Raw genomic sequence first — 24,454 nt, 5'->3', positions numbered from 1 at the left:
CTCTCTTCTCTCGGGGTGGTGCGGGGGATGGGGATGGCGATGGTGACGCGTGTGGGGGGAGTGCGGGGGCTCGCCGGGGATCAGCGAGCGGCGGCGGCCGGGGGCGTGGAGGGCATGGCGCGGACGCGGAAGTCGTCGAACACGCCCGTCCCTGCGTGCCCTTCGCCCTCGGGCGCGGCGGCGAACAGTCCGAGCAGGGCGCCCACCCACCGCCAGGGGGTGGCCGCGAACTCGGGGCCGAGCCGGACGGGTCCCTCGCCGGCGTCGTAGGAGAAGCGGCAGCGGGCGTCGGCGGTGACCTCGATCCGCAGCAGCGCCTCGTCGGAGTCCAGGGGCCGGGCGCGGGCCGCGTCCCGCTCCCGGTCGGCGTTGCCCGGCGCGAAGCGGTGGACGAGCAGCGGTCCGCCGTCCGGGCCGTGCTCCAGCCCGATCCAGGCGTACGCGTCGCCCAGGACGACGAGTCCGGCGTGGGCCCCGGGCACCCGGGAGTCGAGCCGCAGCCGGACCTCGACGGCCCCGGCGCCGGCCGGCAGCCGCTGCGTCAGCACGTGCGGTACGGTCCGCAGGTCGTCGGCGGCCCGCTCCGACCGCAGGCAGGCGAGGCGCAGCCCCTTCCCGTCGTGCGTGCTCGTCCACTCCGCGCCGGGGTTGGCCGTCCACTGCCACTGCGGACCGAAGGCGCCGCCGGGGAAGGCGTCGTCGACGGCCGGCCGGGACGGCGGCCCCTCGGGCAGGGCCGGTTTGCGGTGGACGCGTACGGGGGAGCCCTCGTCGCCGAGGACCGGCCAGCCGTCCGCGTCCCAGCGCATCGGCTGGAGGTGGACGAGCCGGCCGTGCGCGCCGGTCTGCTGGAAGTGCAGGAACCAGTCCTCGCCGGCGCCGGTGCGCACCCAGCCGCCCTGGTGGGGGCCGTTGACGTCGGTGTCGCCCTGGGAGAGGACGATCCGCTCCTCGTACGGGCCGAAGAAGGAGTCCGCGCGGAAGGCGCCCTGCCAGCCGGTGGCGACGCCGCCGGCCGGGGCGAGGATCCAGTAGCGGCCCTCGTGCCGGTAGAGCTTGGGACCTTCCAGGGTGAACCAGCCGGGGACGAGGTCGGCGTCGACGAGGGTCCGTCCCTCGTCGAGGACCTTGGTGCCGTCGGGGCTCATCCGGTGCCCGGTGAGCCGGTTGTTGAACCCGGCCCGGGACTTCGCCCAGCCGTGCACCAGGTACGCCTCGCCGGTCTCGTCGTCCCACAGCGGGCAGGCGTCGATGAGTCCCCGGCCTTCCTTCAACAGGTGCGGCAGGCTCCAAGGTCCTTCGATCGACGGGGAGTTGACCTGGAAGATCCCGTGGTCGGGGTCGCCCCAGAAGATCCAGAACCGGCCGTCGTGGTGGCGGAACGAGGGCGCCCACACCCCGCGGTCGTGCCGCGGGCGGGTGAACGCCTCCTCCGGGACGAGCCGTTCGAGGGCGTGTCCGACGAGCGTCCAGTTGACGAGGTCGCGGGAGTGCAGCAGCGGGAGACCGGGGGCGCGGCCGAAGCTGGAGGCGGTGAGGTAGTAGTCCTCGCCGACCCGGACGACGTCCGGGTCCGACCAGTCGGCGGCGAGCACCGGGTTGCGGTACGTGCCGTCCCCCAGGTCGCCGGTGACGCCGGTCACCGCGGCCCCGGTCACGACGCCACCGCCTTGCGGACCAGGGCGGCGGCCCCGTCCCGGTCGAGCCGCCCGTCGGCGACGACGGTGACCACGCGCCGTACGAAGGTCCCGCCGGCCGGGACGGCGAGCCGCTCCCCGTACGCCAGGGAGGAGCCGACGCCCGGGTACTCGGCGGCCCGTACGAACCACGGGTCGCGCCGGGTCGTCGCGGTCGCCCCGGCGTGGACCAGCGTCCAGCCGTCGCCGCACATCGCCACCCAGTCGGCGCGGGCCCCGTGCACGGCCTCCTCGCCGGTCGCTCCGGGGCCGAACACGGCGGGTGCGGCGGCCTCCTTGGGGGCGCGCCAGAAGAAGCCGCCGTAGGCGGCGCCCGGACGCCCGTTGGTGGCCGGGCTGCCGATGGACAGGTCGCGGCCGGAGACGTTGGCGACGGAGAAGGTCAGGTCGAGGGCCCAGGCCGTGTCGGTGAGGGCGACGGCGGCGACCGTGCGGTGCTCGGCGAGCAGCCGCTCGCCGCCGGCGGTCCAGGTCAGCTCCTCGACGAAGCCGTCCGGGTCGCACAGCTTGAAGCCGTCGTGGCGCTGCGTGCCGTGGTTGTCGAGCGCGACCGGGCCGCGGCCCCGGACGAAGGTACGCCCGCCCCAGAAGTTGTGCCCCGCCACGTCCGGGACGGCGACGGAGACGCCCAGGTGGTGCACGTGGTCCTCGGGCAGCACCTCGGTGACGGCCCGCCCGGAGAGCGTCGTCACCGGGTGCAGGTAGGGACGGGGGGAGTGGTCGGCGGCGAGCGTCGGCCGGGTCACGTACCGGGCGACGGTGCGCCCCGCGACCCGCAGCGCGGTGGTGGTCGTCGTGTCGGTGCTCATCGGACCTCCGCCGGTGCCGGGGCCGTCCAGGGCGCGCCCAGTTCGGAGTAGAGCCGCAGCCGTTCGGCGCTCGCGTCGACGAGCGCCTCGACGCCGGTCACGACCCGCCGGTCGGCGTTCCCGCCGGCCTCCGTGCGCCAGTGGGCGGCGTCCATCGGCAGCGGGTCGGGCGCGGTGCGGACCGCCTCGACGACCCGCATGAAGGCGCCGGTCGCGTCCGGCGGGACGAGCAGTCCGGTGCCGTCGGTGACGTGCGCGAGGAGGTTCTCGAGGAGGTCGGTGCGGCCGTACACGATCTCCTCCGGGCCGTGTCCTGCGCGCTGGAGGAGGATCCGGTCCTCGCGGTACCAGAAGGTGACGCGGCCGCGGGTGCCGTGCACGACCACGTACGGCTCGCCGTTCGTCTCGGCGCAGAGCGTCGCCGCGACGGTCACCGGGAAGCCGGCGGTGGTGCTGACGCGGACGGCCGAGGTGTCGTCCGACTCGATGGCGTGGGCGTGGAACAGCTCCGTCTCGATGCCGGTGACGTCCTCGGCGCGGGTGGTCCCGGCGAGCGCGAGGGCGGTGGCGACGGCGTGGGCGAGCGGGTTGGTCAGCGCCCCGTCGACGACGTCGAGGCCGTCGAGGCGGCGCCGGCCGGCCCAGGGGGCGCGCCGGAAGTACGCCTCGTCGCGGACCCAGGCGCCGGCCGCGCCGACTCCTCGCACCTCGCCGATCGCCCCGTCGGCGATCAGTTCGCGGACGGCGGGGACGGCGTGCGAGCCGAGCGACTGGAAGCCGATCTGGCAGGCGCGGCCGGCCGCCGCGACCCCGTCGGCCATCCGCCGGAACTCCGCGTAGGAGGGGGCCGGCGGCTTCTCCAGGAGGATGTCGGCGCCGTGCCGGGCGGCCGCGAGCGTCATGTCGGTGTGGGTCTGGATCGGGGTGCTGAGCACCGCCAGCTTCGCGCCGGTGGTGGCGAGGAGCGCCTCGAAGTCGTCGGACTGGGCGGGCTCGCCGAGCCCGTCGAGCTCGGCGGCGTCGAGCGGGCGGAGCTCGCAGACGCCGGCGAGGCGGACCAGGCCGAGCCGTTCGAGCCGGTGGATGTTGAGGAGGTGGCTGCGGCCGTGGCCGCGGGCGCCGGCGAGGACGACCGGCAGCGGTTCGCGTGCGGACAGGGGTGCGGACATGGGGTTCATCCCTTCACCGCCCCGGCGCTGAAGCCGGTGACGAGCCACTTCTGGATGAAGGCGAAGACGATCACGACGGGGACGGCGGCGATGACACCGCCGGCGGCGAGCGCGCCGAGGTCGACGCTGTCCGCGCCCATCAGGGTGTTGAGGCCGACCGGGATGGTCTGCTTGTCCTGGCTGCTGAGGAACATCAGGGCGAAGAGGAAGTGGTTCCAGGCGTGCACGAAGGCGAAGGAGCCGACGGCGACGAGGCCGGGCCGCAGCAGCGGCAGCACCACGATGAGGAAGCCCCGGAAGCGCCCGCAGCCGTCGACCCAGGCGGCCTCCTCCAGGGAGGGCGGCACGTTCCTGATGAAGCCGCTGATGAGGATCATCGACAGCGGCAGCTGGAAGACCGTCTCGGCGAGGATGACGCTGCCGATCGAGTTGATCATCCTCAGCTCGGCGAAGATCTGGAAGAGCGGCACGAGGAGCAGGGCGCCCGGCACGAACTGGGAGCAGAGCAGGGCCAGCATGAAGCCCTTCTTGATCCGGAAGTCGAAGCGGGCGAGGGCGTATCCGCCGGCCAGCGCGACCACTGTGGTGCTGATGAGCACCGCGATCCCGATGAGCAGGCTGTTCTGGAAGAAGACCCCGAAGCTGCGCTCGGTCCACACCTTCTCGAAGTGCTCGGTCGTCATCGGCCAGGGCAGCAGCGAGGTCGAGCCGGCCGGGCGGACGGAGAAGAGGAAGATCCAGTAGAAGGGGACGAGGGTGAAGACGAGGTAGATGCCGAGGGGCAGGTAGATCTGCCAGCGGGGGACCTCGTCCCAGGCCCGGTGGCGCTTGCGGGCGGTGGCGGGCGGGGTGCGGTCCGGCGGCTCGGCGGGGGGCGCGGCCCCGTCGGCGGGCGCGGTGCGGGTGCGGGTGGCTGCGGCGGTCACTTGCTGTCGCCTCCGAACTTGCTCAGGCGCAGATAGACGATCGAGCAGAAGAGAAGGATCACGAACGCCACCGTGGTGAGGGCGGAGGCGTAGCCGAAGTTGTGGGCGTCGACGCTGGTCTCGGCGACGTACAGCGGCAGGGTCGTGGTGACGCCCGCGGGCCCGCCGCCGGTCAGGGTGTAGAGCAGGTCGACGTTGTTGAACTCCCACACCGCGCGCAGCAGCGTGGAGAGCACGATCGCGTCCCGGATGTGCGGGAGCGTGATGTGGAAGAACTGCCGCAGCCGGCCCGCCCCGTCGACCTCGGCGGCCTCGTACAGGTCGCCCGGGATCGACTGGAGGTCGGCGAGGATGAGGATGGCGAAGAAGGGCACGCCCCGCCAGAGGTCCGCGACGATCGCCGCCCAGAAGACGGTGCCGGTGTCGGAGAGCAGCGAGGTGCCGTACTCGCCGATGCCGAGGTCCGCCAGGTAACGGGTGATGCCGGTCTGGGAGTTGTAGAGCAGCACCCAGATCGCCGAGGTGAGCACGCCGGAGACGGCCCAGGGCGAGAAGACCAGGGCCCGGCCGAGCGCCCGGCCGAAGAAGGTCTGGTTGACGATGAGGGCGAGCACCAGGCCGAAGAGCAGCTGGAGCGTCACCTCCACCACGACCCACTTGAGGCTGAAGGTGAGCGTGCCCCAGAAGTGCGGGTCGTCCGTGAAGATCTTCGTGAAGTTGTCGAAGCCGGCGAAGCCGTTCCGCCAGGGCTTGGTCGGGTTGTAGTGCTGGAGGCTGTAGTAGAAGACGCTCAGCACGGGATAGGCGATGAAGCCCAGCATCAGCAGGCCTGCGGGGGCGATCAGCAGATACGGCAGCCGGCGGGGGGTCGCTCCCGTGCGGCGGCGCCCCCGTGCCGTGGCGGCTCGGGGCGGTTTGGTCACAGCTGTGGCCATGACGGCGGCTCCGTTCTCGGGCGGGCGGTGCGGGGTCCGCGCACGCTCCACCTGCGGTGAAGCGCTTCGCGAACGGCGTTCGATATATCGAACAAGGGGTCGGTGGTGGGGTCGTGCGGGGTGCTCAGCCCGCGTACGGATCGGGGGTCGTCCCCGGCCGGGCCAGGAACTCGAAGTCGCACCCGGTGTCGGCCTGCGAGATCTGCTCCATGTACAGCGCGCCGTAACCGCGCTCGTACCGGGCCGGCGGCGGGGCCCACTCGGCCCCGCGGCGCGCCAGCTCCTCGTCCGTGACGTGCAGGTGGAGGGAGCGGGCCGCGACGTCGAGGGTGATCGTATCGCCCGTACGGACCAGGGCGAGGGGCCCGCCGACGTGCGATTCGGGCGCCACGTGCAGCACGCACGCCCCGTAGCTCGTGCCGCTCATCCGGGCGTCCGAGATCCGGACCATGTCCCGCACCCCCTGCTCCAGGAGGTACTTGGGGATCGGCAGCATCCCGTACTCCGGCATGCCGGGACCGCCCTTGGGGCCCGCGCCGCGCAGCACGAGGACGTGGTCGGCGGTGATGCCCAGCGCCGGGTCGTCGATCGTCCGCTGCATGGTCCGGTAGTCGTCGAAGACGACCGCGGGACCGGTGTGCTTGAGGAACTTCTGCTCCATGGCGACGTGCTTGATGACGGCGCCGTCCGGGCAGAGGTTGCCCCGCAGGACCGCGAGCCCGCCCTCGGCGGCCAGCGGCCGGTGCCGCTCCCGGATCACGTCGTCGTTGTGGACGAGGGCCCCGTCGAGCTGCTCGCGCAGGGTGGCGTGGCCGACCGTCGGCCGGTCCAGGTGGAGCACGTCGGCGATCCGCGACAGGAAGCCGGGCATCCCGCCGGCGAAGTGGAAGTCCTCCATGAGGTGCGCCCCGCCGGGCCGCAGGTTCGCGAGCACCGGCACCGTCCGCGCGATCCGGTCGAAGTCGTCGAGGGTCAGCTTCACCCCCGAGCGCCCCGCCATCGCGATCAGGTGGATCACCGCGTTGGTGGAGCCGCCGAGCGCGAGCACGGCGGCGACCGCGTCCTCGTACGCCTCCCGGGTCAGCAGCTTCGACAGCCGCAGGTCCTCGCGGACCAGCTCCACGATCCGCAGCCCCGAGGCGGCGGCCATCCGGTCGTGCCCCGACTCCACCGCCGGCACCGAGGAGGCGCCCGGCACGGTCACGCCCAGGGTCTCGGCGGCCGCCGTCAGCGTCGACGCCGTGCCCATCGTCATGCAGTGGCCGGGGGAGCGGGCGAGCCCGTTCTCCAGCTCGGCCATCTCGCAGTCGCCGATGGTGCCGGCCCGCCGCTCGTCCCAGTACTTCCACATGTCGGTGCCGGAGCCGAGGGTCTCCCCGCGCCAGTGCCCCGGCAGCATCGGACCGGCCGGCACGAAGACCGTCGGCAGGTCCACCGAGGCCGCGCCCATGAGCAGCGCGGGCGTCGTCTTGTCGCAGCCGCCCATCAGCACCGCCCCGTCCACCGGGTAGGAGCGCAGCAGCTCCTCCGTCTCCATCGCGAGGAGGTTGCGGTAGAGCATGGGCGTCGGCTTCTGGAACGTCTCCGACAGCGTGGACACCGGGAACTCCAGCGGGAAGCCGCCGGCCTGCCACACGCCCCGCTTCACGGCCTGCGCGCGGTCGCGCAGGTGGACGTGGCAGGGGTTGATGTCCGACCAGGTGTTGAGGATCGCGATCACCGGCTTGCCGAGGTGCTCCTCCGGCAGGTAGCCGAGCTGCCGGGTCCTCGCCCGGTGGCTGAAGGACCGCAGCCCGTCGGTGCCGTACCACTGGTGGCTGCGCAGCTCGTGCGCCCGCTTCTCCGGTCGGCCGTCCGCCTCCCGGGCCCGCGCCTCGCGGTCCTCGCTCATATCGGCCACCCGCCGGCGATCGCCGCGACCTCGGCCCGCGCGTCCTCGGGGAGTTCGCGGCTCGGCGGCCGGATGTCCCGGCGGCACAGCCCCAGCGAGGCCAGCGCCTCCTTCACCACGGTCACGTTGTCGGCGCTGCCGTTGGCGGCGCGCAGCTCCTCGAAGCGGCGGATCCGCTCCCACACCTTCATCGCCGTGCCGTAGTCGCCCGCCCGCAGCGCCGCCAGCATCTCCAGGGAGAGCGCGGGGGAGACGTTGACCAGGCCGGAGGTGAAGCCGGTGGCGCCGGCCGAGAAGTACGAGGGCGCGTACGGCTCCGCGAGCCCGGCCACCCACACGAAGCGGTCGAGGCCCGCGTCCCGGGCGAAGCCCGCGAACCGCGCCGCGTCCGGCACCGCGTACTTGACGCCCACCACGTTCGGGCAGTCCGCGCCGAGCTCGGCGAGCCGCTCGCCGCTCAGCAGCGGGTTGCGGATGTAGGGGACGACGCCGAGCTCCGGTACCGCCTCGGCGATGGCCCGGTGGTAGTCGACCCAGCCGCTCTCGGCGACGTACGGGTGCACCGGCTGGTGGACCATCACCATGTGCGCCCCGGCGTCCCGGGCGTGCCGGGCCGCGTCGACGGCGGTCGGCAGGTCGTGCCCGACGCCGACCAGGACGGTCGCGCGGCCGTCGGCCTCCGCGACCGTCGCCTCGGTGAGCGAGCGGCGCTCCTCGGGGGTCAGGGCGTAGAACTCGCCGGTGTTGCCGTTGGGGGTGAGGGTCCGCACCCCGCCGTCGAGCAGCCGGCGCAGCAGCGCCCGGTGGGCGGCGGAGTCCACCCGGCCGTCCTCGGCGAACGGCGTGACCGGGATGGCCACGACGTCGGCGAGGGCGGCCCGAAGGGTCTGAGGGGTCATTGTCACTCACTGTCCAGGGGGTTCAGGGGGTTCGCGGGGAAGGCCCGGTCCACGAACGAGGCGATGTGGGCGTGCACCGCCCGGCGCGCCCCGTCGGCGTCGCCGGCGGCGGCGAGCCGCAGGATCTCGTCGTGTTCGGCGGCCTCCCGCTCCCAGGAGGGGACGGCGGCCCAGGCGACCGTGGAGACCAGCGCCGCCTGGTCGCGCACCTCGTCGAGCATCCGCCCGAGCAGCGGGTTGCCGCAGGGGAGGTAGAGCGCGCGGTGGAACGCCCGGTTGGCGAGGGACCGTTGGGCGGGGTCCTCGGCCTCGGCGGCCAGGGCGAGCGCCTCGTGGGCCGCGTCGAGGGAGGCCCCGGAGGCGACCGTCCGACGGACGGCCTCGGGCTCCAGGAGCAGCCGGACGTCGTACACGGCCCTGGCCATGTCCGCGTCCACCATCCGCACGGTGACGCCCTTGTACTGGTTCATCACCACGAGGCCGCTGCCCGCGAGGGTCTTCAGCGCCTCGCGCACCGGGGTCTTGGACACCCCGAAGCGCGCGGCGAGTTCGGCTTCCACGAGGGCCTGCCCGGGTCTGAGGCCCCCGGTGAGGATGTCGTGCTTGATCGCCTCCAGGACGTACTGGGTCCGGGAGGGGATGGGGCTGGGGGCATAGGGCATGGAGCACTCTCAGATCTCGTGTACGACGTCTCATGTATCGCGTCTCATATATGACGTACGAAGTGCAACGGCCATGAAGCTAAGGCGGCGCCGATGTTTCGTCAATGCTTCGCACAGGGTTGGTAGAAAGCGTTTTCTGCGACGGCGTGGCCGAAGGCGCCGGAGGGACTGTTCCCCTGTTTTGTTTTCTGGGATAACTATTGGGGGTGCCGCGCGCCCCCGAGGGTGGGGTACGGCCCCTCCCCGGGCGCCCCGCCTCCCGCGCCCCTCCCCACCGCCCCACGGACCCCGCGAGGACCCGCATGAAGTTCACCGACGGCTTCTGGCTGATGCGCGAGGGCGTGCAGGCCTCGTACGCCACCGAGGTCCGCGACCTGCGCACGGCCTCCGGCCGCTTCACCGCGCACGCCTCCGTCAAGCGGGTCCACACCCGCGGCGACACCCTGAACTCGGCGCTGCTCACGGTGGAGTGCCGCGCCCCCGCCGAGGGCGTCATCGCCGTCAGGATCACCCACCACGCGGGCAAGGCCCGCCGGGGCCCCGACTTCGCCCTCGCCGCCCCCGATCCCGACGCCGGCACGGTCCACGACGACGGCACGACCGTCGAACTCGTCTCGGGCCCCCTCCGTCTCCGCCTCGACCGCTCCCGCCCCTGGAGCCTCGACTTCCTCGACGCCGACGACCGTCCCCTCACCCAGGCGGGCCGCAAGGGCACCGCCTTCGTCACCACCCCCGACGGCGCCCACCACATGGCCGTCCAGCTGGCCCTCGGCGTCGGCGAGCAGGTCTACGGCCTCGGCGAGCGCTTCACGCCCTTCGTCAAGAACGGCCAGAGCGTCGACATCTGGCAGGCGGACGGCGGCACCAGCAGCGAACAGGCGTACAAGAACGTCCCGTTCTACCTCTCCTCGCGCGGCTACGGCGTCTTCGTGAACCACCCCGGCCGGGTCTCCTTCGAGGTCGGCTCCGAGGCCGTCGGCCAGGTCCAGTTCAGCGTCGAGGGCCAGACCGTGGAGTACCACGTCGTCGCCGGCCCCACCCCCAAGGACGTCCTGCGCCGCTACACCGCGCTCACCGGCCGCCCCGCCCTGCCCCCGCCGTGGTCCTTCGGCCTCTGGCTGACCACCTCCTTCACCACCCCCTACGACGAGGCGACCGTCGCCTCCTTCGTCGACGGCATGGCCGCGCGCGACATTCCGCTCTCCGTCTTCCACTTCGACTGCTTCTGGATGCGCGAGTACCAGTGGTCCGACTTCGCCTGGGACCCGGAGACCTTCCCCGACCCGGACGGCATGCTCGCCCGCCTCAAGGCCCGCGGCCTGCGCGTCGGCCTCTGGATCAACCCGTACATCGCCCAGAAGTCCGCCCTCTTCGACGAGGCCGCGGCCGCCGGTTTCCTCGTGCGCAGGCCGAACGGCGACATCTGGCAGTGGGACCTCTGGCAGGCCGGCATGGCCCTCGTCGACTTCACGAACCCCGCCGCCCGCACCTGGTTCCAGGACAAGCTCCGCCCCCTCCTCGACCAGGGCGTCGACTGCTTCAAGACCGACTTCGGCGAGCGGATCCCCACCGACGTCGCCTGGCACGACGGCTCCGACCCCGAGCGCATGCACAACCACTACACGCACCTCTACAACCGCACCGTCTTCGAACTCCTGGAGAAGGAACGCGGCCCCGGCGAGGCCGTCCTCTTCGCCCGCTCGGCGACCGCCGGCGGCCAGCAGTTCCCCGTCCACTGGGGCGGCGACTGCTGGGCCTCCTTCGAGGCCATGGCCGAGTCCCTCCGCGGCGGCCTCTCGCTCTCCCTCAGCGGCTTCGGCTTCTGGAGCCACGACATCGGCGGCTTCGAAGGCACCCCCGAACCCGAGGTCTTCACCCGCTGGCTCGCCTTCGGCCTCCTCTCCTCCCACAGCCGCCTGCACGGCAGCGACTCCTACCGCGTCCCGTGGGAGTTCGGCGAGGAAGCGGTCGCCGTGGCCCGCCGCTTCACCCGCCTCAAGCACCGCCTCATGCCCTACCTGTACGCGGCCGCCGCCGAGGCCCACGCCACCGGCGTCCCCGTCATGCGCCCGATGCTGCTGGAGTTCCCCGACGACCCGGCGGCCCGCACCCTGGACCGCCAGTACATGCTCGGCCCCGACCTCCTGGTCGCCCCCGTCATGACCCCCGGCGGCGAGACCGAGGTGTACGTCCCCGAGGGCACCTGGACCCACCTCCTCACCGGCGAGCAGGTCACCGGCCCGTGCTGGCGCCGCGAGACCCACCCCCTGGACAGCCTCCCCCTGTACGTCCGCCCCGGCGCCGTCCTCCCCCTGGCCGCCCCCACGGACCGCCCCGACGCCGACTGGTCCGACGGCCTCACCCTCCTCGTCGCCCCCGGCGCGCCCGCCGGCACGACGACCACGGTCACGGTCCCGGACCACCGGGGCGCCCCGGCGGCGGTGTACACGGTGACGCGCACGGAGACGGGCCCGGAGGCCACGGTCACGGGCACGGACCTGCCGTACCGCACGCGCGTGCTGACGAGGGACCTGGAGCTCTGAGCCGGAGACCCCGGACGCCCGCCCCGGACGGCGGGGCGGGCGTCTGCGTGCGAGTGGTGCGGGTGGTGCGCGTGACGTGGATCAGCAGTTCTTGATCTTCCAGATCGGATCCCAGCTCCACGTGGCGGGGGCGATGTCGGGCGCGGTCGAGGAGTGGACGACGCCGCCGGAGGAGTTGTAGAACCGGGCGACCGTGCCGTTGGTCTGGTAGTTCTTGAAGCCGCCGCCGTCGCCCCCGCTTCCCCAGTAGGACAGGGAATAGGTGTTGCAGTAGTACAGGTCGAAGACCTTGTACTTGCCCTGGGTCGGATCCCAGACGCGGGCGCACAGACGCCCGGTCGGGCAGCTGTAGGTGCCGTCGGTGACGTAGCGGACGCGTTCGGCGGCCGGGGAGATCGTCGGTGCCGTGGCCAGTACGCCGGCCTCGGCCTGTGCGGCCGCCGGAGCGGCGGGAGCCGTCGACGCGGTGTCGCTTGTCGCCCGGTCGGCGGGAGCGGCGGCCTGGGCCGGAGCGGTGGCGAGCAGGCCACCGGCGACCAGGACCACCCCCGCGAGGAGCCCTGCCGCCTTTCGACGCACATGCATGCTTGATCCTCCGTGGTCAATCGTCGGAACAGTGATGCGAGCACCGCCCATTATTGGGGTGAAGGCCCCCGAAGACAGGGCAAGTCGAGAGCAATGGCGAGAAGGCGACGAAATCCCCTGAACCGCTTGCGCCCGGCCGTCATCGCACCTGCCGGCGTGCCGTGCTCCCTGCCTCCGGTGCCGGGAGAACGGCCGACGGGGCCGGCGGGGCGGGCAGGCGCGTGGTGCGCCAGTGCCACAGAAGGGCCAGGACGGTGACGGCGGCGGCCACCGGACCGAGCTCGGCCGGCGCGAGCCCGAACCAGTTCTGCGCCAGCCCGCCGAGCCCCCCGCCGAGCGCGATCCCGACGTAGAGCGCCGACGAGTTGAGGCCCAGCAGGACCGGCGCGCCGGCGGGACCGAGGGCGACGAGCCGGTGCTGCTGCGGCACGACGACGATGCCGACGGCGACCCCCCAGACCGCGCCCCAGACCAGGGTCGACGGGAGGGCGCGGACCGCCAGGGGCGTCAGTGCCAGGGCGAGCGCGGCGGCGATCAGGGCGCCGGTGAGGACACGGGCGGGGGAGTGGCGGTCGACCAGACGGCCCGCGGCGATGTTCCCGGCCAGGGTGCCGAAGCCGAGCACCACCAGGACCAGGGTCGTCCGGTGCTCGCTGCCGCCGGTGGCGTCCCGCAGGGTCGGCGCGATGTAGGTGTAGAGCGTGTACGTGCCGAGCAGGGCGAGCGAGGTGACCGCGAGCAGCCCCAGGACCCTGCCCTGCCGCAGCGGCCGCATCCGGTCGGCCAGGGAGGCGGCGGGGAGTTCCACCCGGGGCAGGGCGACGGCGATCCCGAGGGCCGCGAGCAGGCCGACCCCGGCGACCGCCCACAGCGCCGGCTGCCAGCCGGCGCCGCCGACCAGCGTGCCGAGCGGCAGCCCCAGCGCGGTCGCGAGCGTCAGACCCCCCAGGACGAACGCCAGCGCCCGGCCCCGGCGTTCCGGCGGCGCGAGCGCCGCCGCGGTGCTGGAGGCGGCGGCGGTGATGGCACTCGCGCCCACCGCGGTGACGACGCGGGCCGCCATCACCACCCCGTAACTCGTCCCCAGCGCGGTGACGGCGTTGCCGGCCACGAACACGCCGAGCGCGACCAGCAGCGCCGTCCGCCGGTCCAGGCCGCCGGTCAGCGCGCCCGTGACCGGCGCCGACAGCGCCAGCGTCAGCGCGAAGACCGTGACCAGCTGGCCCGCCGCCGGGGTCGAGACCCCCAGGTCCGCGGCGATCGAAGGGAGCAGGCCCGCGATGACGTAACCGTCGGTGCCGACGGCGAACGTCGCCAGGGCCAGGGGGAGGAGTCTCTTCAGCACGGACGCGTGCCGCCTTTCGGAGCGGTGCGGAGACGGGGACGACCGGCACTGTAGGCAACACATGGATGCTTGTCCATGTATCCATGCGTGGCTAGGCTGGAACCCGCCACGGACGGAGGGAGGAGAACGATGCGCGAGGTCACCCACCCCGCGACCGGAGCGATCCGGCTGGTCGAGGTGCTGCGCGCCCTCGCCGACCCGGTGCGCCTGGAGATCGTCCAACGGCTCGCCGAGACCGGCGAGGAGAGCTGCAACGCCCTCGCCGGCGACCTGGACGTCCACCAGACGACGCTCTCCCACCACTACCGCGTCCTCCGCGAGGCGGGCGTCACCTGGACCACCGTCCAGGGCCGGTCCCGGCTGGTGCGGCTGCGCCGCGAGGACCTGGACGCGCGCTTCCCCGGCCTCCTCTCCTCCGTCCTCGACGGCGCCCGGCGCTCCTGACGGGGCCGGCCGGGTGCTCACGGCCGCGCGTCCGGGAGCGTCAACTTCGGCGTGACGTGCGGATGGTTGCGGATCTCGACCCGGCAGTCCGCCGCCGCGGAGTGGTCCTCCCGGTGGCGGTGGTGCCGTTCCCAGTCGGCGGCGAGGGCGCACGGGGCGCAGCCCGGTGCGGGAACGGCGGGCGGTGCGGGATCCACGGAGAGCACGACCGGCGGCTCCGGCCAGGTCCGCGGCGCGTGCGGCGGCTCCATGGCCGTGACGGGGCGGGTGAGGATCCGGATCAGCGCGCGTTCCCGCTCGTTCGGCCGCCGCACGCCTGCCGGCGCGGCCGTCCACACGGTGCCGCCGCCGGGCGGCTGGAGGTGGAGCAGGGACCCGTCCCAGGCGGTGACTCTGCCGAGCCGAGGGGTGCCCTCGGTGGTGTCTTCCGCCATGTAGGTGCCGAGGTCGGGGACGGGGGTCGGGGGGTCGTCTGCGGGCACGCACACGCTCCTCTCTGTAGCGGTTTCACTACCAGGAGCCATCAGCGTGGCCTAGAGTCGAAGCTCCTTCAACGTACGGGAATTGGAGGGAGAGTTGTGGTCAACCGCAAGGAGCTGGACCCGGACGACGGGCTCATGGCCGCATACGGAGCGCGTGTGCGCAGGCTGCGGGAGGAGCGTGGTTGGACGCAGGAGGAGCTGGCCACTCGGACCAGGTACTCCAGCAAGCACATCTCAGCCGTCGAAACCGGTAGCAGACGCTCAACTCTCAAATTCTCGGGAGCTCTGGATGTGGCGTTCGGCTTGGTGGGGACGGACCAGTCCTTCAACCAGGAGTGCCAGAAGCTGAGGAACGGGCTTCTGCTGGAGGGTTTCCCGGAGTACGTCGCCCAGGAACGGAAGGCCGTTGAGATCCGTCTGTTCACGATCGGGATCGTCCCGGGACTCCTGCAGACGCCCGAATATGCTCGGACCGTGGCGGCCAGCTTCGTCTCCCGAGGAGCCGCTACGGCGGACCAGGCCACAGAGCGGGTGGCGTACCTGATGAAGCGACAACAGCTTCTGGAGCAGGAGAGCCCTCCGATGCTCTTCGTCGTGATGGACGAGAGCTGCCTTCGCCGCCCTGTCGGTGGCTTCGACGTCATGGCTGCGCAACTCGACCGGCTCGTGGAGTTCTCGGAGCGCCCGAACACCGTCGTCCAAGTGGCGCCCTTCGCGATAGGTGAGCGGCGTCCGCTCGACCTTCCCCTGTACCTGCTGACCCTGCCTGACCGGTCCGTGATCTCGTACGCCGAATCGCAGGCCAGGGGCCATCTGGAGCGGGAAATCGGAGCCGTATCGTCCATGCTCACGGCCTATCATCAGCTCGCGGCTGAATCGCTCTCGCAGGCGGACACCGTGACCATGATCAAGGAAGTGCGAAAGGGCCTGCTGTGAACAACGAGTACCCCCTCTGGTTCAAGTCGTCCTACAGCGGCAACGGCGGCGCCGACTGCGTCGAGGTCGCCCACAACCTCGTCCCCACCCACGGCGTCGTCCCCGTCCGTGACTCCAAGGTGCCCGCCGGCCCGAGCCTCATCCTCTCCGCCGCCGCCTTCACCGCCTTCCTCGCCTCCGTCAAGCGGTGATACGCGACACCGCGCGGCGCATCCGCGACGTACGGGAGCGGCTGACGCGCGAGATGGACCTCTGGGTCGCCTCCGCCGGGGACGGCGGGGTGCCGTACCTCGTGCCGTTGTCGTTCTTCTGGGACGGGCGTGACGTGTGGCTCGTGACCCGGCTGTCCAACCCGACCGGGCGGAACCTCGTCGCCCACCCCCGCGCCCGCCTCGCCCTCGGGGACACCCGGGACGTCGTCCTTCTCGACGGCGAGGTCACGGCGTACCCGCATGACGAGGTCCCGGCGGAGGCCGCCGAGGGCTTCCGTGCCAAGACCGGGTGGGACGCGCGCGAGGCGGGGCCCGCGTACCGGTGGTTCCGGGTGCGGCCGGTGGAGGTGCAGGCGTGGCACGAGGAGCCGGAGCTCGCGGGGCGGCAGCTGATGAAGGACGGGGAATGGGCCGTGGAGTGAGGTCCCGACAGGCCTGATAGAACAGGCGTATGAGCTACAGGTTCGTGGCGACCATCGCCTACGGATGGCACGAGGAGCTTCCGCCGGGCGCGTACGTCCCGACGGCCGGTGTCATCGAGTCGGAGGACGAGGAGAGCTTCGCGCTCGAATTCCAGAGCGGCATCGAGGAGCCGGACGAGCAGGCCGTCCGGCTCGGGATGGACTCCTACTGCGTCGTCACCCCCGACCAGAACACGGCGTACGGATGCCTGCGCGCGGTCGAGCTGGGGGGCGACCTGCTGCGGGTCACGTTCGACCCCGCGCACCTGGACGACCTGGGCCTGGAGGATCCCGTGGTCGAGGTGGTCCTGGACGCGCCGGCCGAGGACGTGGCGCGCATGCGGGAGGCCCTCAAGCACATCCTTGCTTATGGCCGTCCGGACGCGCTGCCCGTCGTGACGTGGTGACGCGGCCCCGGTCACGATCGGGGAAACGGCCGTGAGCGCCGCGTACCCGTGGTGCACGCTGCGGTCATGGCGAGACGACCACGGGTCCGGACGGGTACGCCGGGCGGCTGCCTGTTCAACGGCTGCCTGACCGTTCTGGTGTTGCTGCTCACGGCTGTCTTCGGCGGCCTGGTCTGGCTGGAGACGCAGCCGGCGCGTGCCGAGGACCGGGCGCGTGAGGACCTGCGGGAGAACGTCGCGACGCACCGCGAGCGGTTGGGCGAGGCGGCGGCCGACGGCAGCCTTCCCGACGGGGAGATCGCCGGGGTCTTCCGCCCCGCCAAGCCCGCGGGGGGCTTCGTCGGCGCCACGCGCCAGGACGGGGCGGTCACCGTGGTCGCGGAACTGGCCGGTCAGGGCCAGGCGGCCGGCATCCCTTTCCCGACGAGTCGGTGGGTGACCGGCTGTTACGCGTTCGAGGTGCCGCCCCCGGCCTCGGGGCCCCCGCGGCCCTCCCTCCGGGAGCTCCCGCCCGAGGCGTGCGGGGAGCGGGCGACCACGCCCCCCGCACCCGGCCGTCCGGACCGGGCCCGGTCCGGAAAGGTCGGGAAGCCCTTCGAGAAGGTCCTGACCCGCGGCGCGGGCGACACGCCGCCCGGCCGCTCCGCGCACCTCTCGGGAACGCTCGTGGTCACCGACGACCGCTGCGTCGCGGTGAGGACCCACGCGGGCGCCGTGCCGACGGCCGTCGCCTGGGGCCATGGCTGGTCGGTCCGGGAGGAGGACGGCGAGGCCGCCGTGTACGGCCCGAAGGGCGGGCTCTACGCCCGGGAGGGCGACCGGGTCGGGCTGGACGGCGCGGGCTCCGAGCGGTTCGCCGGCAGGCCGTGCGCCGACGGCACGGTCTTCGAAGCCCACGACGAACAGGCCGGATCCTAGGCCGTGACTTCCGGATCGGGCCGGGCTCGCGGCGCCTGGCACGCCCTCCCCCAGAGGGGGCGCCCCCAGCCGCGTTGTCGTCGGCCGCCGACGTCCCCCGGCTACCGCTGGGAGGCACCCCCCACCGCAGGGACTTCCTCCTCCGCCTTGCACTGCACGGCACCGGACGCCGCGAGCTGATCCGGCCCGATCCGGAAGACACGGCCTGGGCCGGGAAACCAGGTGCGGGGGAGCGGGGCCGAGAGGTACCGTGCCCACCATGTCCAGCCCCGAGGCGTCCAGAGCGGGGGGCTTTCGGTCACGCCGTCAGCCCCTGAGCCTCCGTACTCCCTGAGCCGCACCCGGCCACCGACCGCCGCAGCGCCCCGCGCCGTGCGGCCGTTCCGGTGTGCCCGTGCGCTCCCGAGGGGTCGGTGAGGCGGGACGGCGGCGGTGACGAGACGACGTCCACCGTTCTCGCCTCACCTCGGAGCCCCCGTGCCCCTTCCCTTCCCCCTGTATCTGCTCGCCCTGGCCGTCTTCGCCATGGGCACCTCGGAGTTCATGCTCGCCGGTCTGCTGCCGGACCTCGCCCGCGACCTCGGGGTGAGCGTCGGTGCCGCCGGTGCGCTCACCTCCGCCTTCGCCGTCGGCATGGTGGTCGGCGCGCCGCTCATGGCCGTGCTGACCCGAGGGCGGTCCGCGCGCGGCGGGCTGCTCGTGTTCGTCCTCGTCTTCCTCGCCGCGCACCTCCTCGGGGCGGTGACGGACCGCTTCGCCGTCCTGCTCCTCAGCCGGTTCGCCGCCGCCCTCGCCAACGCCGGGTTCCTCGCGCTCGCGCTCACCACCGCCACCGCCATGGTCCCGGCGGACCGCAAGGCGCGGGCGCTCGCCGTGCTGCTGGGCGGCACGACCGTCGCGACCGTCGCCGGGGTGCCCGGGGGCGCGCTGCTCGGCGCCGTCGCCGGATGGCGGTCCGCGTTCTGGGCGGTCGCCGCGCTGTGCGTGCCCGCCGCGTTCGGGATCCTGTGGGGCGTGCCCGGCGGCCGGGGCGAACGGCGTTCCCTGCGCGCCGAGTTCGGGGTGCTCCGGTCGCCCCGGCTGCTCCGTGTCCTGGTGCCGGCCGCGCTGGTGAACGCCGCCACCTTCGGTGCGTTCACCTTCCTCGCTCCGGTGGTGACCGGCCCGGCCGGACTCGGCGCGGCCTGGGTCTCCGTCGCCCTCGTGCTGTTCGGCGCGGGCTCCTTCGCCGGGGTCACGGCGGCCGGGCGGCTGGCCGACCGCCACGCCGCCCGGGTCCTCGCCGTCGGCGGGCCGCTGTTCCTCGTCGGCTGGGTCGGCCTCGCCGCGCTCGCGGAGCGTCCGGCCGCCCTGCTCGGGCTGCTCCTCGTCCAGGGCGCCCTGGCGTTCGCCCTCGGGGGCACGCTCGTCGCCCGCGTCCTGTACGAGGCCGCCGGCGCGCCCACGCTCGCGGGGGCGTACGCGACGGCCGCGCTCAACGTGGGCGCGGTGGCCGGGCCGTTGCTCGCCGCGACGGTCCTGGACCGGGCGACGGGGCCGTTCCTGCTGAGCGCGGGGCTCGTCGCCGCCGCGCTGGCCGTCGCGGCCGTCAGCGGTAGTCGTCCGGGTGGTCCTGCATCCAGGTGTTGATGAAGTCGCGGGTGCCGATGAGCTCCTTCTGGTGCTCCTTCAGGTTCGGGTAGGAGGCGTCCCCGGCGAGCGTCTCGTTCAGCTCCGCCATCCGCGCGATCGGCTCCGGGAAGTGGCCGGGGCCCTTCGGGTCGGCCTTCATCGCCATGTCGAGCTCCTGGAGCTCCTTGTGGACGCGGCCGAGGAAGGAGGAGCAGTCCGTCGTGCAGGAGTCGTAGAGCGTGGCCTGGAGGGTCGCGAAGGCGTCGCGGACCTTCTCGTCGGAGGAGGGGGCGAACGGATCCTGGGTGGGCGCGGGGGAGCGCGTGGCGTCGTCGGGCAGGGCGTCGGGGCCGTCGGGCGCGGCCGTGGGCCCGGCGCTCTCCGTCGCCTCCGGCACCGCCGTCGCCGGTGTCGTCGCCCGGCCCCCCGCCGCGGCGTCCGGCTTCGGCGTCGTGCTGCAGGAGACGGCCAGGGCCGCCAGAGCGGCGGCCACCAGCGCGGCCCGGCGTACGGGCGTCGTGCGGATCATGTGGGTTCCCTCCCCTGTGTCATGGACCCGGCGAGCCTAACCGGCCGTGACACGGGGGAGCCGCGCGCAGGTCCCTCAGCCGGCGAAGGCCAGGCGCGCGAGGCGCAGCGGGCCGCGCAGTTCGACGCGCAGGTCCGTCACGTCGCGGACGTGACAGGGGGCGCCGACGGTCGCGTAGGCGTACCGGCCGCCGGTCGGCGGCAGCGTCACGCGGGCCAGTTCGCGGGAGCCGGCGGAGAGGACCACCTCGCCCTCCCCGGCCGCCGTCACCGCCACCTCCGTGACCCCGTCGCCGAAGCCGCACGCCCGGTAGAGGAGCGTGCCCGGCACGCCGGGGTCCGCCGGGGCCACCGCGTCGCCGGAGACGCGGGACCGGTCGACGATCGCCGTGCCGGTCTGCTCGTCGTAGTCGGCGGCCTCCAGACCCGCCTCCGGGACCGGGCGCGGTCCCGGCGCCTCGCCGGCCAGTTCCACGAGGACGGTGCGGCGGGCGTCCGCCGAGGACGGGCCGGCCAGGAACGCGTACGTCCCCGGCTCCACCGCCCACCGGCCGTGCGCCACGTCCCAGTACGCGAGCGCCGACAGCGGCACCGTGAAGGCGAGCGCGGCGGTGGCGCCGGGTGCCAGGTGGATCCGTTCGTGGGCGACGAGCGCGCGGTGCGGGCGGGGGACCGAGGGGGCGACGGGCCGCGCGTACACCTGCACCACCTCGTCCGAGGCGACCGCGCCCGTGTTGGTGACGGTGCACGAGAGCCGCACCCCGTCCGCGTCCACCGCCGCCGTCAGGTCCTCGTAGCCGAAGCGCGTGTACGTCAGGCCGTGGCCGAAGGGGAAGAGCGGCGTCCCGTCGAAGTAGAGGTACGTCTGCCGGCCGCCGATGACGTCGTAGTCGAGCAGGTCCGGCAGGTCGGCGTCGGAGGCGTACCAGGTCTGCGGCAGCCGCCCGGCGGGGGAGACGTCCCCGGCGAGGATCCGCGCGAGCGCCGTGCCCGCGGCCTGTCCGCCGTGCGCGGTCCACAGGAGCGCCGGGAGCGCGGCGGCCGCGTCGGGGACCGCGTACGGGTAGGAGGAGACGAGGACGAGGGCCGTGCGCGGGTTGGCCGCGTGCGCGGCCCGCCACAGGCGGTCCTGGTGCGGCGGGAGCGCGAGGGTCGTGCGGTCCTCGGTCTCGCGGCCGTTGATGTGCGGGTCGTTCCCGGCGACGACGATCACCGTCCCGGCGCCGGCCGCCGCCCGGGCGACGGCGTCCTCGCCCCGCTCGACGGTCTCCACCGCGAAGACTCCGGCCGTCTCGCGATCGGCGGCAACCTTCACGCCGTCGGCGGCGACAGAGACGTAGCCCCCCGTCCCGAGGTGCCGAAGGAGGTGACCGTCCCCGTGGGTCTCGAAGCGGAACGTCTCCTGGACGACCCAGCCGCCCGGCTCGTCCGCGGAGGCGCGCACCAGGCCGTCCTCGGCCACGGACAGGTACCGGCCGTCGGGGGCGCGCAGCGTCAGCACCCCGTCGCCCCAGTCGATCAGGTCGAGGACCGAACCCTCGGGGTCCGCGGTCAGCGGCGGCAGGTCGGTGCGGCCGGCGAGCAGCGCCGGGTCGAGGGCGATCTCCGCGTCGCGTGCGGACCCGCCGTCCGCGGGCTCGCGCACGCGCAGCGCGCGGCCGTCGGCGGTGCGCAGCCGGATCCGGTCCACGCCCTCCGCGAAGTCCACCCGGTCCGCGCCGAACCGCTCCCGGATGCCGTCGAGGGGGGAGGAGCGGTGCAGCAGCGCGCCGCTGTACCAGTCGAGCTTGGCGGCGTCGGCGAGCAGCCCGACGACCGCGATCCGCCCGCCCTCCCGCAGCGGCAGCAGGGGCGCGTCGCCGACGGGTTCGTTGCGGAGGAGGACGAGCGCCGCCTCCGCCGCCTCGCGCGCCAGCTCCCGGTGGTCGGCCGTGTCGTACGCCGACTCCCGTGCGTACGGGTCGAGTTCGGGGTCGAACTCGCCGAGCAGCATCCGCACGGTCAGCTGCCGGCGGACCGCCCGGTCCACGTCCTCCTGGTCGATCAGGCCCCGCTCCAGGGCCCGTTCCAGCCGCCCGAGGACGATCGTGCTGTCGGTGCCGTGGTCCGTGAAGGAGTCGACGCCCGCGCGCAGCGCCGCCGCGACGGCCTCCTCGTGGGTGCCGAAGTACGCCTGGGAGTCGCCGAGGTTGCTGGGCGCGCCCGCGTCGGAGCAGACGAGGAGCTCCTGTTCCGTCCAGGTCCGCAGCTCCGACTCCAGGTACGGGGACAGATGGTTGGGGCGGCCGTTGACCAGGTTGTACGCGGGCATGACGCCGGCCACCGTGCCCGCCTCGACGGCGCCGCGGAAGGCCCGGAGGTCGTACTCGTGGAGCACGCGCGGGCGGACGGAGGCCGAGGAGGTGTCGCGGGCCGTCTCGTTGTTGTGCGCGAGCCAGTGCTTGAGGACCGGCGCCGTGCGCCAGTACACGGGGTGGTCGCCGCGCAGGCCGCGCGTGAACGCGACGGCGATGGCGGAGGTGAGCACCGGGTCCTCCGCGTAACCCTCCTCGACGCGCCCCCACAGCGGGTTGCGCAGCAGGTTCACGGTGGGCGCCCACACGTTCAGGCCGACCCGGTCGTCCTTGGCGCGCATCACCCGCGCCTCGCGGGAGACGGCCTCGCCGACCCTGCGCACCAGCTCCGGGTGCCAGCTCGCGCCGAGGCCCACGGCCTGCGGGAAGACGGTGGCCGGACCCATCCAGGCGACGCCGTGCAGCGCCTCCTGGCCGGTGCGGAAGGCGGCGAGCCCGAGGTGGTCGACGCCGGGCGCGAACTGGTGCAGGAGGGCGAGGCGTTCGGCGGGGGCGAGGCGGCCGACGAGGTCGGCGACGCGTGCCCCGACGGGGAGGGAAGGGTCACGGAAGGGCGGCCGGTCTGCGGTCACGTACGAGTCCCTTGGACGGCGGCCGCCGTCCGGCGGCCGGAAGTTTCGAAGCGCTTCGATGCTTCAGTCCCGCCGAGTGGGTGTCAAGGCGTATGGCGCCGACACTTCCCTTTCTGTCCACAGGAGTTGAAGGCATCCGGCCGGTCCGGGCTCCGCTGCGAGAAACTCCTGAACGACTCTTGCCGCACCCGTGGTCCTCACTTAACCTCACAGCAACATCGAAGCGCTTCGACTGTCGTGCCCCGGCTCCGCCGCTTCGACTTCCCGCTTCTTCGCTCCTGCTCCACCTCCACACACCGCAGCCGGCCGGCGACCCCTCGGACGCCGTGTGTCCTGGCGCGTGCCATGAAGGGTTGACGCAATGACGCCGAACGCCGCCTCCACGGGCTCCCCGAGAACCGAGCAGAGCCGGAGGGGCTTCCTCGCCACCGGCGCCGTCGCCGCCGTCGCGGTCGCCGGCGGGGCCCCGCTCCTCACCGCCTGCGGCGGCGGTGGCGGCACCGGCACCGGCAAGAAGGACGGCACCACCAGCGGCAAGGAGGCCGCGAAGCTCCTCCCCGCCCACGTGCCCAGCGACGTCGTCACCCCCGACGTCCCCGCGCGCAACGGCTCCGCCGCCGGCTTCACCCGCGCCATCCCGAGCGCCGAACTCAAGGCGTCCGTCGAAGGGAAGAAGGGCAAGGGAGGCGCGCTCACCGTCATGGCCCCCTTCTGGGGCACCCCGCCCGCCGCCGGCAACCCGTACTACCAGGCCATGAACGAGGCCATCGGCGTCCAGGCCACCTGGCAGAACCAGGACGGCAACGTCTACGACCAGAAGCTCGGCGCCGTCCTCGCCTCCAGCGACATCCCCGACATCGTCGTCGTCCCCGGCTGGAACCTCGGCGGCAAGATCCCCAGCGCCATCAACGCCAAGTTCGAGGACCTCGGCCCGTACCTCTCCGGCGACAAGGTCAAGGCCTACCCCAACCTCGCCGCCATCCCCACCGACGCCTGGCAGCGCTCCCTCTTCGGCGGCAGCCTCCGCGGCCTGCCCATGCCCGCCTCCTACGTCACCAACATCGCGCCCTTCTACCGCAAGGACCTCTTCGAGGCGAAGGGCTGGCAACTCCCGCAGAGCGCCGACGAGTTCCTCGCCCTCGCCAAGGAGATCACCAGCGCGAGGGCGAAGGTGTGGGCCTGCGGCGACATGACCTGGACCGCCTGGAACATGTTCGGCGTCCTCAACGGCGGCGACAAGGCGCTCGGCTGGAACCTCGTCGACGGCAAGCTGGTCAACCGCATCGAGACGCCCGAATACCTCGAAGCCCTGGAATGGACCCGCAAGCTCTTCGACGCCGGCGTCGTCCACCCCGACGAGAAGGCCCAGAACCAGGGCGACACCAGCGTCCGCTTCACCTCCGGCCAGTGCCTCGTCTACAACAACGACCTCTCCCACTGGTACGCCAAGACCGCCGAGATGGCCGCGCAGAACCCCACGTTCGCCATGGCCGCCATGGACGTCCCCGGCCACGCCGGCGGCGCCCCGCGGCTGTGGGCCACCAACCCCGCCAACATCTGGGCCTTCGTCCGCAAGGGCGCCCCCAAGGCGCTGATCGAGGACGCCCTCGCCATCGCGAACTTCACCGCCGCCCCCTACGGCACCAAGGAGCGCATGCTCACCGACTACGGCGTCGAGGGCGTCCACCACACGATCAAGGACGGCCTGCCGGTCAAGACCGACGCCGGCAACCAGGAGGTCAGCAGCTCCTGGATGTTCGTCGCCAGCCCCGCCCCCTACATCGCCCACCCCGACCTGCCCGAGGTCACCAAGGCCCAGGTCGAGTGGCAGCAGCGGATGGGCGCCCTCACCCGCAAGTCCTCCTTCTACGGCCTCACCGTCACCGAACCCGCCCAGTGGACCGGCCTCATGAACGACTTCGAGCAACTGGAGAAGGACATCGTCCGCGGCCGCAGGAAGCTCTCCGACATGCAGCAGGCCGTCTCGGAGTGGAAGACCAAGGGTGGCGACCAGCTCCGCGACTGGTACAAGAAGCTCCTCGACACCACCGGCTCCGCGGCGAGCTGA

22 protein-coding genes are annotated in these 24,454 nt (G+C 73.3%); 9 read left to right on the top strand and 13 right to left on the bottom strand.

Going from position 1 to position 24,454, the window contains the following annotated elements; genetic code table 11:
- Positions 1–80: 80 nt before the first annotated feature.
- The 8 genes from IE245_RS04585 to IE245_RS04550 all read right to left on the bottom strand — a co-directional run bounded on the left by IE245_RS04585 (position 81) and on the right by IE245_RS04550 (position 8,988).
- On the bottom strand, positions 81–1,658 hold the full coding sequence (locus tag IE245_RS04585; RefSeq protein WP_229851066.1) for a glycoside hydrolase family 43 protein: 1,578 nt from the start codon (positions 1,656–1,658) through the stop codon (positions 81–83).
- On the bottom strand, positions 1,655–2,506 hold the full coding sequence (locus IE245_RS04580) for a DUF6807 domain-containing protein (RefSeq protein WP_189945413.1): 852 nt from the start codon (positions 2,504–2,506) through the stop codon (positions 1,655–1,657). Before IE245_RS04580 ends, IE245_RS04585 begins: the two co-directional genes overlap by 4 nt.
- On the bottom strand, positions 2,503–3,675 hold the full coding sequence (locus tag IE245_RS04575) for a Gfo/Idh/MocA family protein (protein ID WP_229851065.1): 1,173 nt from the start codon (positions 3,673–3,675) through the stop codon (positions 2,503–2,505). Before IE245_RS04575 ends, IE245_RS04580 begins: the two co-directional genes overlap by 4 nt.
- Positions 3,676–3,680: 5 nt before the next feature.
- Positions 3,681–4,601 carry a carbohydrate ABC transporter permease gene (locus IE245_RS04570; RefSeq protein WP_189945411.1) on the bottom strand — a complete coding sequence of 307 codons (921 nt, stop codon included), beginning with the start codon at positions 4,599–4,601 and terminating at the stop codon, positions 3,681–3,683.
- On the bottom strand, positions 4,598–5,536 hold the full coding sequence (locus tag IE245_RS04565) for a carbohydrate ABC transporter permease (RefSeq protein WP_189945410.1): 939 nt from the start codon (positions 5,534–5,536) through the stop codon (positions 4,598–4,600). The genes IE245_RS04570 and IE245_RS04565 overlap by 4 nt, the downstream gene beginning before the upstream one ends.
- 124 nt (positions 5,537–5,660) lie before the next feature.
- Positions 5,661–7,427: an L-arabinonate dehydratase gene (gene araD / locus IE245_RS04560; protein WP_189945409.1), complete on the bottom strand. Its 1,767-nt coding sequence runs from the start codon at positions 7,425–7,427 to the stop codon at positions 5,661–5,663.
- The gene (locus IE245_RS04555) at positions 7,424–8,326 is read right to left on the bottom strand and encodes a dihydrodipicolinate synthase family protein (RefSeq protein WP_189945408.1); all 903 of its coding nucleotides are present in this window, start codon (positions 8,324–8,326) and stop codon (positions 7,424–7,426) included. Before IE245_RS04555 ends, araD begins: the two co-directional genes overlap by 4 nt.
- Positions 8,327–8,328: 2 nt before the next feature.
- Positions 8,329–8,988 (bottom strand): GntR family transcriptional regulator, encoded by a 660-nt coding sequence (locus IE245_RS04550; RefSeq protein ID WP_189945407.1) that lies wholly within the window; start codon positions 8,986–8,988, stop codon positions 8,329–8,331.
- Positions 8,989–9,290: 302 nt separating this feature from the next.
- On the opposite strand from IE245_RS04550, the gene yicI reads away from it, so the two are divergent.
- Positions 9,291–11,531 carry an alpha-xylosidase gene (gene yicI / locus IE245_RS04545; protein ID WP_189945406.1) on the top strand — a complete coding sequence of 747 codons (2,241 nt, stop codon included), beginning with the start codon at positions 9,291–9,293 and terminating at the stop codon, positions 11,529–11,531.
- Positions 11,532–11,612: 81 nt separating this feature from the next.
- Here yicI and IE245_RS04540 read toward each other — a convergent pair whose 3' ends face one another.
- Both IE245_RS04540 and IE245_RS04535 read right to left on the bottom strand, forming a co-directional pair.
- Entirely contained in the window at positions 11,613–12,116 is a 504-nt protein-coding gene (locus IE245_RS04540) for a hypothetical protein (protein ID WP_189945405.1), read from the bottom strand.
- Positions 12,117–12,255: 139 nt separating this feature from the next.
- Complete coding sequence (locus tag IE245_RS04535) at positions 12,256–13,461, bottom strand: MFS transporter (RefSeq protein ID WP_189945404.1); 1,206 nt, start codon at positions 13,459–13,461, stop codon at positions 12,256–12,258.
- 129 nt (positions 13,462–13,590) lie between these two features.
- On the opposite strand from IE245_RS04535, the gene IE245_RS04530 reads away from it, so the two are divergent.
- Positions 13,591–13,905, top strand: coding sequence for an ArsR/SmtB family transcription factor (locus IE245_RS04530; RefSeq protein WP_189945403.1), 315 nt, complete (start codon positions 13,591–13,593; stop codon positions 13,903–13,905).
- A 17-nt stretch (positions 13,906–13,922) separates the two neighbouring features.
- Here the strand turns inward: IE245_RS04530 and IE245_RS04525 are convergent, their stop codons facing one another.
- Positions 13,923–14,387 (bottom strand): hypothetical protein, encoded by a 465-nt coding sequence (locus IE245_RS04525; protein ID WP_189945402.1) that lies wholly within the window; start codon positions 14,385–14,387, stop codon positions 13,923–13,925.
- A gap of 96 nt (positions 14,388–14,483) precedes the next feature.
- Here IE245_RS04525 and IE245_RS04520 point away from each other — a divergent pair, with 96 nt between their 5' ends.
- The 6 genes from IE245_RS04520 (at position 14,484) to IE245_RS04495 (ending at position 18,950) form a co-directional block, all read left to right on the top strand.
- A complete protein-coding gene (locus tag IE245_RS04520; protein WP_229851064.1) occupies positions 14,484–15,323 on the top strand; it encodes a helix-turn-helix domain-containing protein in 840 nt (279 codons plus the stop codon).
- Positions 15,320–15,514, top strand: a complete 195-nt coding sequence (locus IE245_RS04515) for a DUF397 domain-containing protein (protein ID WP_189945401.1) — start codon at positions 15,320–15,322, stop codon at positions 15,512–15,514. The genes IE245_RS04520 and IE245_RS04515 overlap by 4 nt, the downstream gene beginning before the upstream one ends.
- The gene (locus IE245_RS04510; protein ID WP_373305266.1) at positions 15,511–15,957 is read left to right on the top strand and encodes a pyridoxamine 5'-phosphate oxidase family protein; all 447 of its coding nucleotides are present in this window, start codon (positions 15,511–15,513) and stop codon (positions 15,955–15,957) included. The genes IE245_RS04515 and IE245_RS04510 overlap by 4 nt, the downstream gene beginning before the upstream one ends.
- Positions 15,958–15,986: 29 nt before the next feature.
- Entirely contained in the window at positions 15,987–16,403 is a 417-nt protein-coding gene (locus IE245_RS04505; protein WP_189945400.1) for an Imm10 family immunity protein, read from the top strand.
- A gap of 66 nt (positions 16,404–16,469) precedes the next feature.
- Positions 16,470–17,321, top strand: coding sequence for a hypothetical protein (locus tag IE245_RS04500; RefSeq protein WP_189945399.1), 852 nt, complete (start codon positions 16,470–16,472; stop codon positions 17,319–17,321).
- Positions 17,322–17,798: 477 nt separating this feature from the next.
- A complete protein-coding gene (locus IE245_RS04495; protein ID WP_268256514.1) occupies positions 17,799–18,950 on the top strand; it encodes a Cmx/CmrA family chloramphenicol efflux MFS transporter in 1,152 nt (383 codons plus the stop codon).
- On the opposite strand, the gene IE245_RS04490 is transcribed toward IE245_RS04495, so the two are convergent.
- Both IE245_RS04490 and IE245_RS04485 read right to left on the bottom strand, forming a co-directional pair.
- Positions 18,910–19,461 carry a hypothetical protein gene (locus tag IE245_RS04490; protein ID WP_189945398.1) on the bottom strand — a complete coding sequence of 184 codons (552 nt, stop codon included), beginning with the start codon at positions 19,459–19,461 and terminating at the stop codon, positions 18,910–18,912. The two genes, IE245_RS04495 and IE245_RS04490, sit on opposite strands and share 41 nt — an antisense overlap.
- Before the next feature lie 75 nt (positions 19,462–19,536).
- A complete protein-coding gene (locus IE245_RS04485) occupies positions 19,537–22,386 on the bottom strand; it encodes a glycoside hydrolase family 3 C-terminal domain-containing protein (RefSeq protein WP_189945397.1) in 2,850 nt (949 codons plus the stop codon).
- A 361-nt stretch (positions 22,387–22,747) separates the two neighbouring features.
- Here IE245_RS04485 and IE245_RS04480 point away from each other — a divergent pair, with 361 nt between their 5' ends.
- Positions 22,748–24,454 (top strand): type 2 periplasmic-binding domain-containing protein, encoded by a 1,707-nt coding sequence (locus tag IE245_RS04480; RefSeq protein WP_189945396.1) that lies wholly within the window; start codon positions 22,748–22,750, stop codon positions 24,452–24,454.

This window comes from Streptomyces roseolus (assembly GCF_014649855.1).
In the GTDB taxonomy this organism is placed as follows: Bacteria; Actinomycetota; Actinomycetes; order Streptomycetales; family Streptomycetaceae; genus Streptomyces; species Streptomyces roseolus.
This window is presented reverse-complemented; position numbering and strand designations above follow the sequence as displayed.

What these genes read in the sequence shown, in the direction of transcription:
- IE245_RS04580 (WP_189945413.1), bottom strand. Translation starts at nt 2,506, where the DNA reads ATGAGCACCGACACGACGACCACCACCGCGCTGCGGGTCGCGGGGCGC.
- IE245_RS04575 (WP_229851065.1), bottom strand. Translation starts at nt 3,675, where the DNA reads ATGTCCGCACCCCTGTCCGCACGCGAACCGCTGCCGGTCGTCCTCGCC.
- IE245_RS04565 (WP_189945410.1), bottom strand. Translation starts at nt 5,536, where the DNA reads ATGGCCACAGCTGTGACCAAACCGCCCCGAGCCGCCACGGCACGGGGG.
- araD (WP_189945409.1), bottom strand. Translation starts at nt 7,427, where the DNA reads ATGAGCGAGGACCGCGAGGCGCGGGCCCGGGAGGCGGACGGCCGACCG.
- IE245_RS04555 (WP_189945408.1), bottom strand. Translation starts at nt 8,326, where the DNA reads ATGACCCCTCAGACCCTTCGGGCCGCCCTCGCCGACGTCGTGGCCATC.
- IE245_RS04550 (WP_189945407.1), bottom strand. Translation starts at nt 8,988, where the DNA reads ATGCCCTATGCCCCCAGCCCCATCCCCTCCCGGACCCAGTACGTCCTG.
- yicI (WP_189945406.1), top strand. Translation starts at nt 9,291, where the DNA reads ATGAAGTTCACCGACGGCTTCTGGCTGATGCGCGAGGGCGTGCAGGCC.
- IE245_RS04540 (WP_189945405.1), bottom strand. Translation starts at nt 12,116, where the DNA reads ATGCATGTGCGTCGAAAGGCGGCAGGGCTCCTCGCGGGGGTGGTCCTG.
- IE245_RS04530 (WP_189945403.1), top strand. Translation starts at nt 13,591, where the DNA reads ATGCGCGAGGTCACCCACCCCGCGACCGGAGCGATCCGGCTGGTCGAG.
- IE245_RS04505 (WP_189945400.1), top strand. Translation starts at nt 15,987, where the DNA reads ATGAGCTACAGGTTCGTGGCGACCATCGCCTACGGATGGCACGAGGAG.
- IE245_RS04500 (WP_189945399.1), top strand. Translation starts at nt 16,470, where the DNA reads ATGGCGAGACGACCACGGGTCCGGACGGGTACGCCGGGCGGCTGCCTG.
- IE245_RS04490 (WP_189945398.1), bottom strand. Translation starts at nt 19,461, where the DNA reads ATGATCCGCACGACGCCCGTACGCCGGGCCGCGCTGGTGGCCGCCGCT.
- IE245_RS04480 (WP_189945396.1), top strand. Translation starts at nt 22,748, where the DNA reads ATGACGCCGAACGCCGCCTCCACGGGCTCCCCGAGAACCGAGCAGAGC.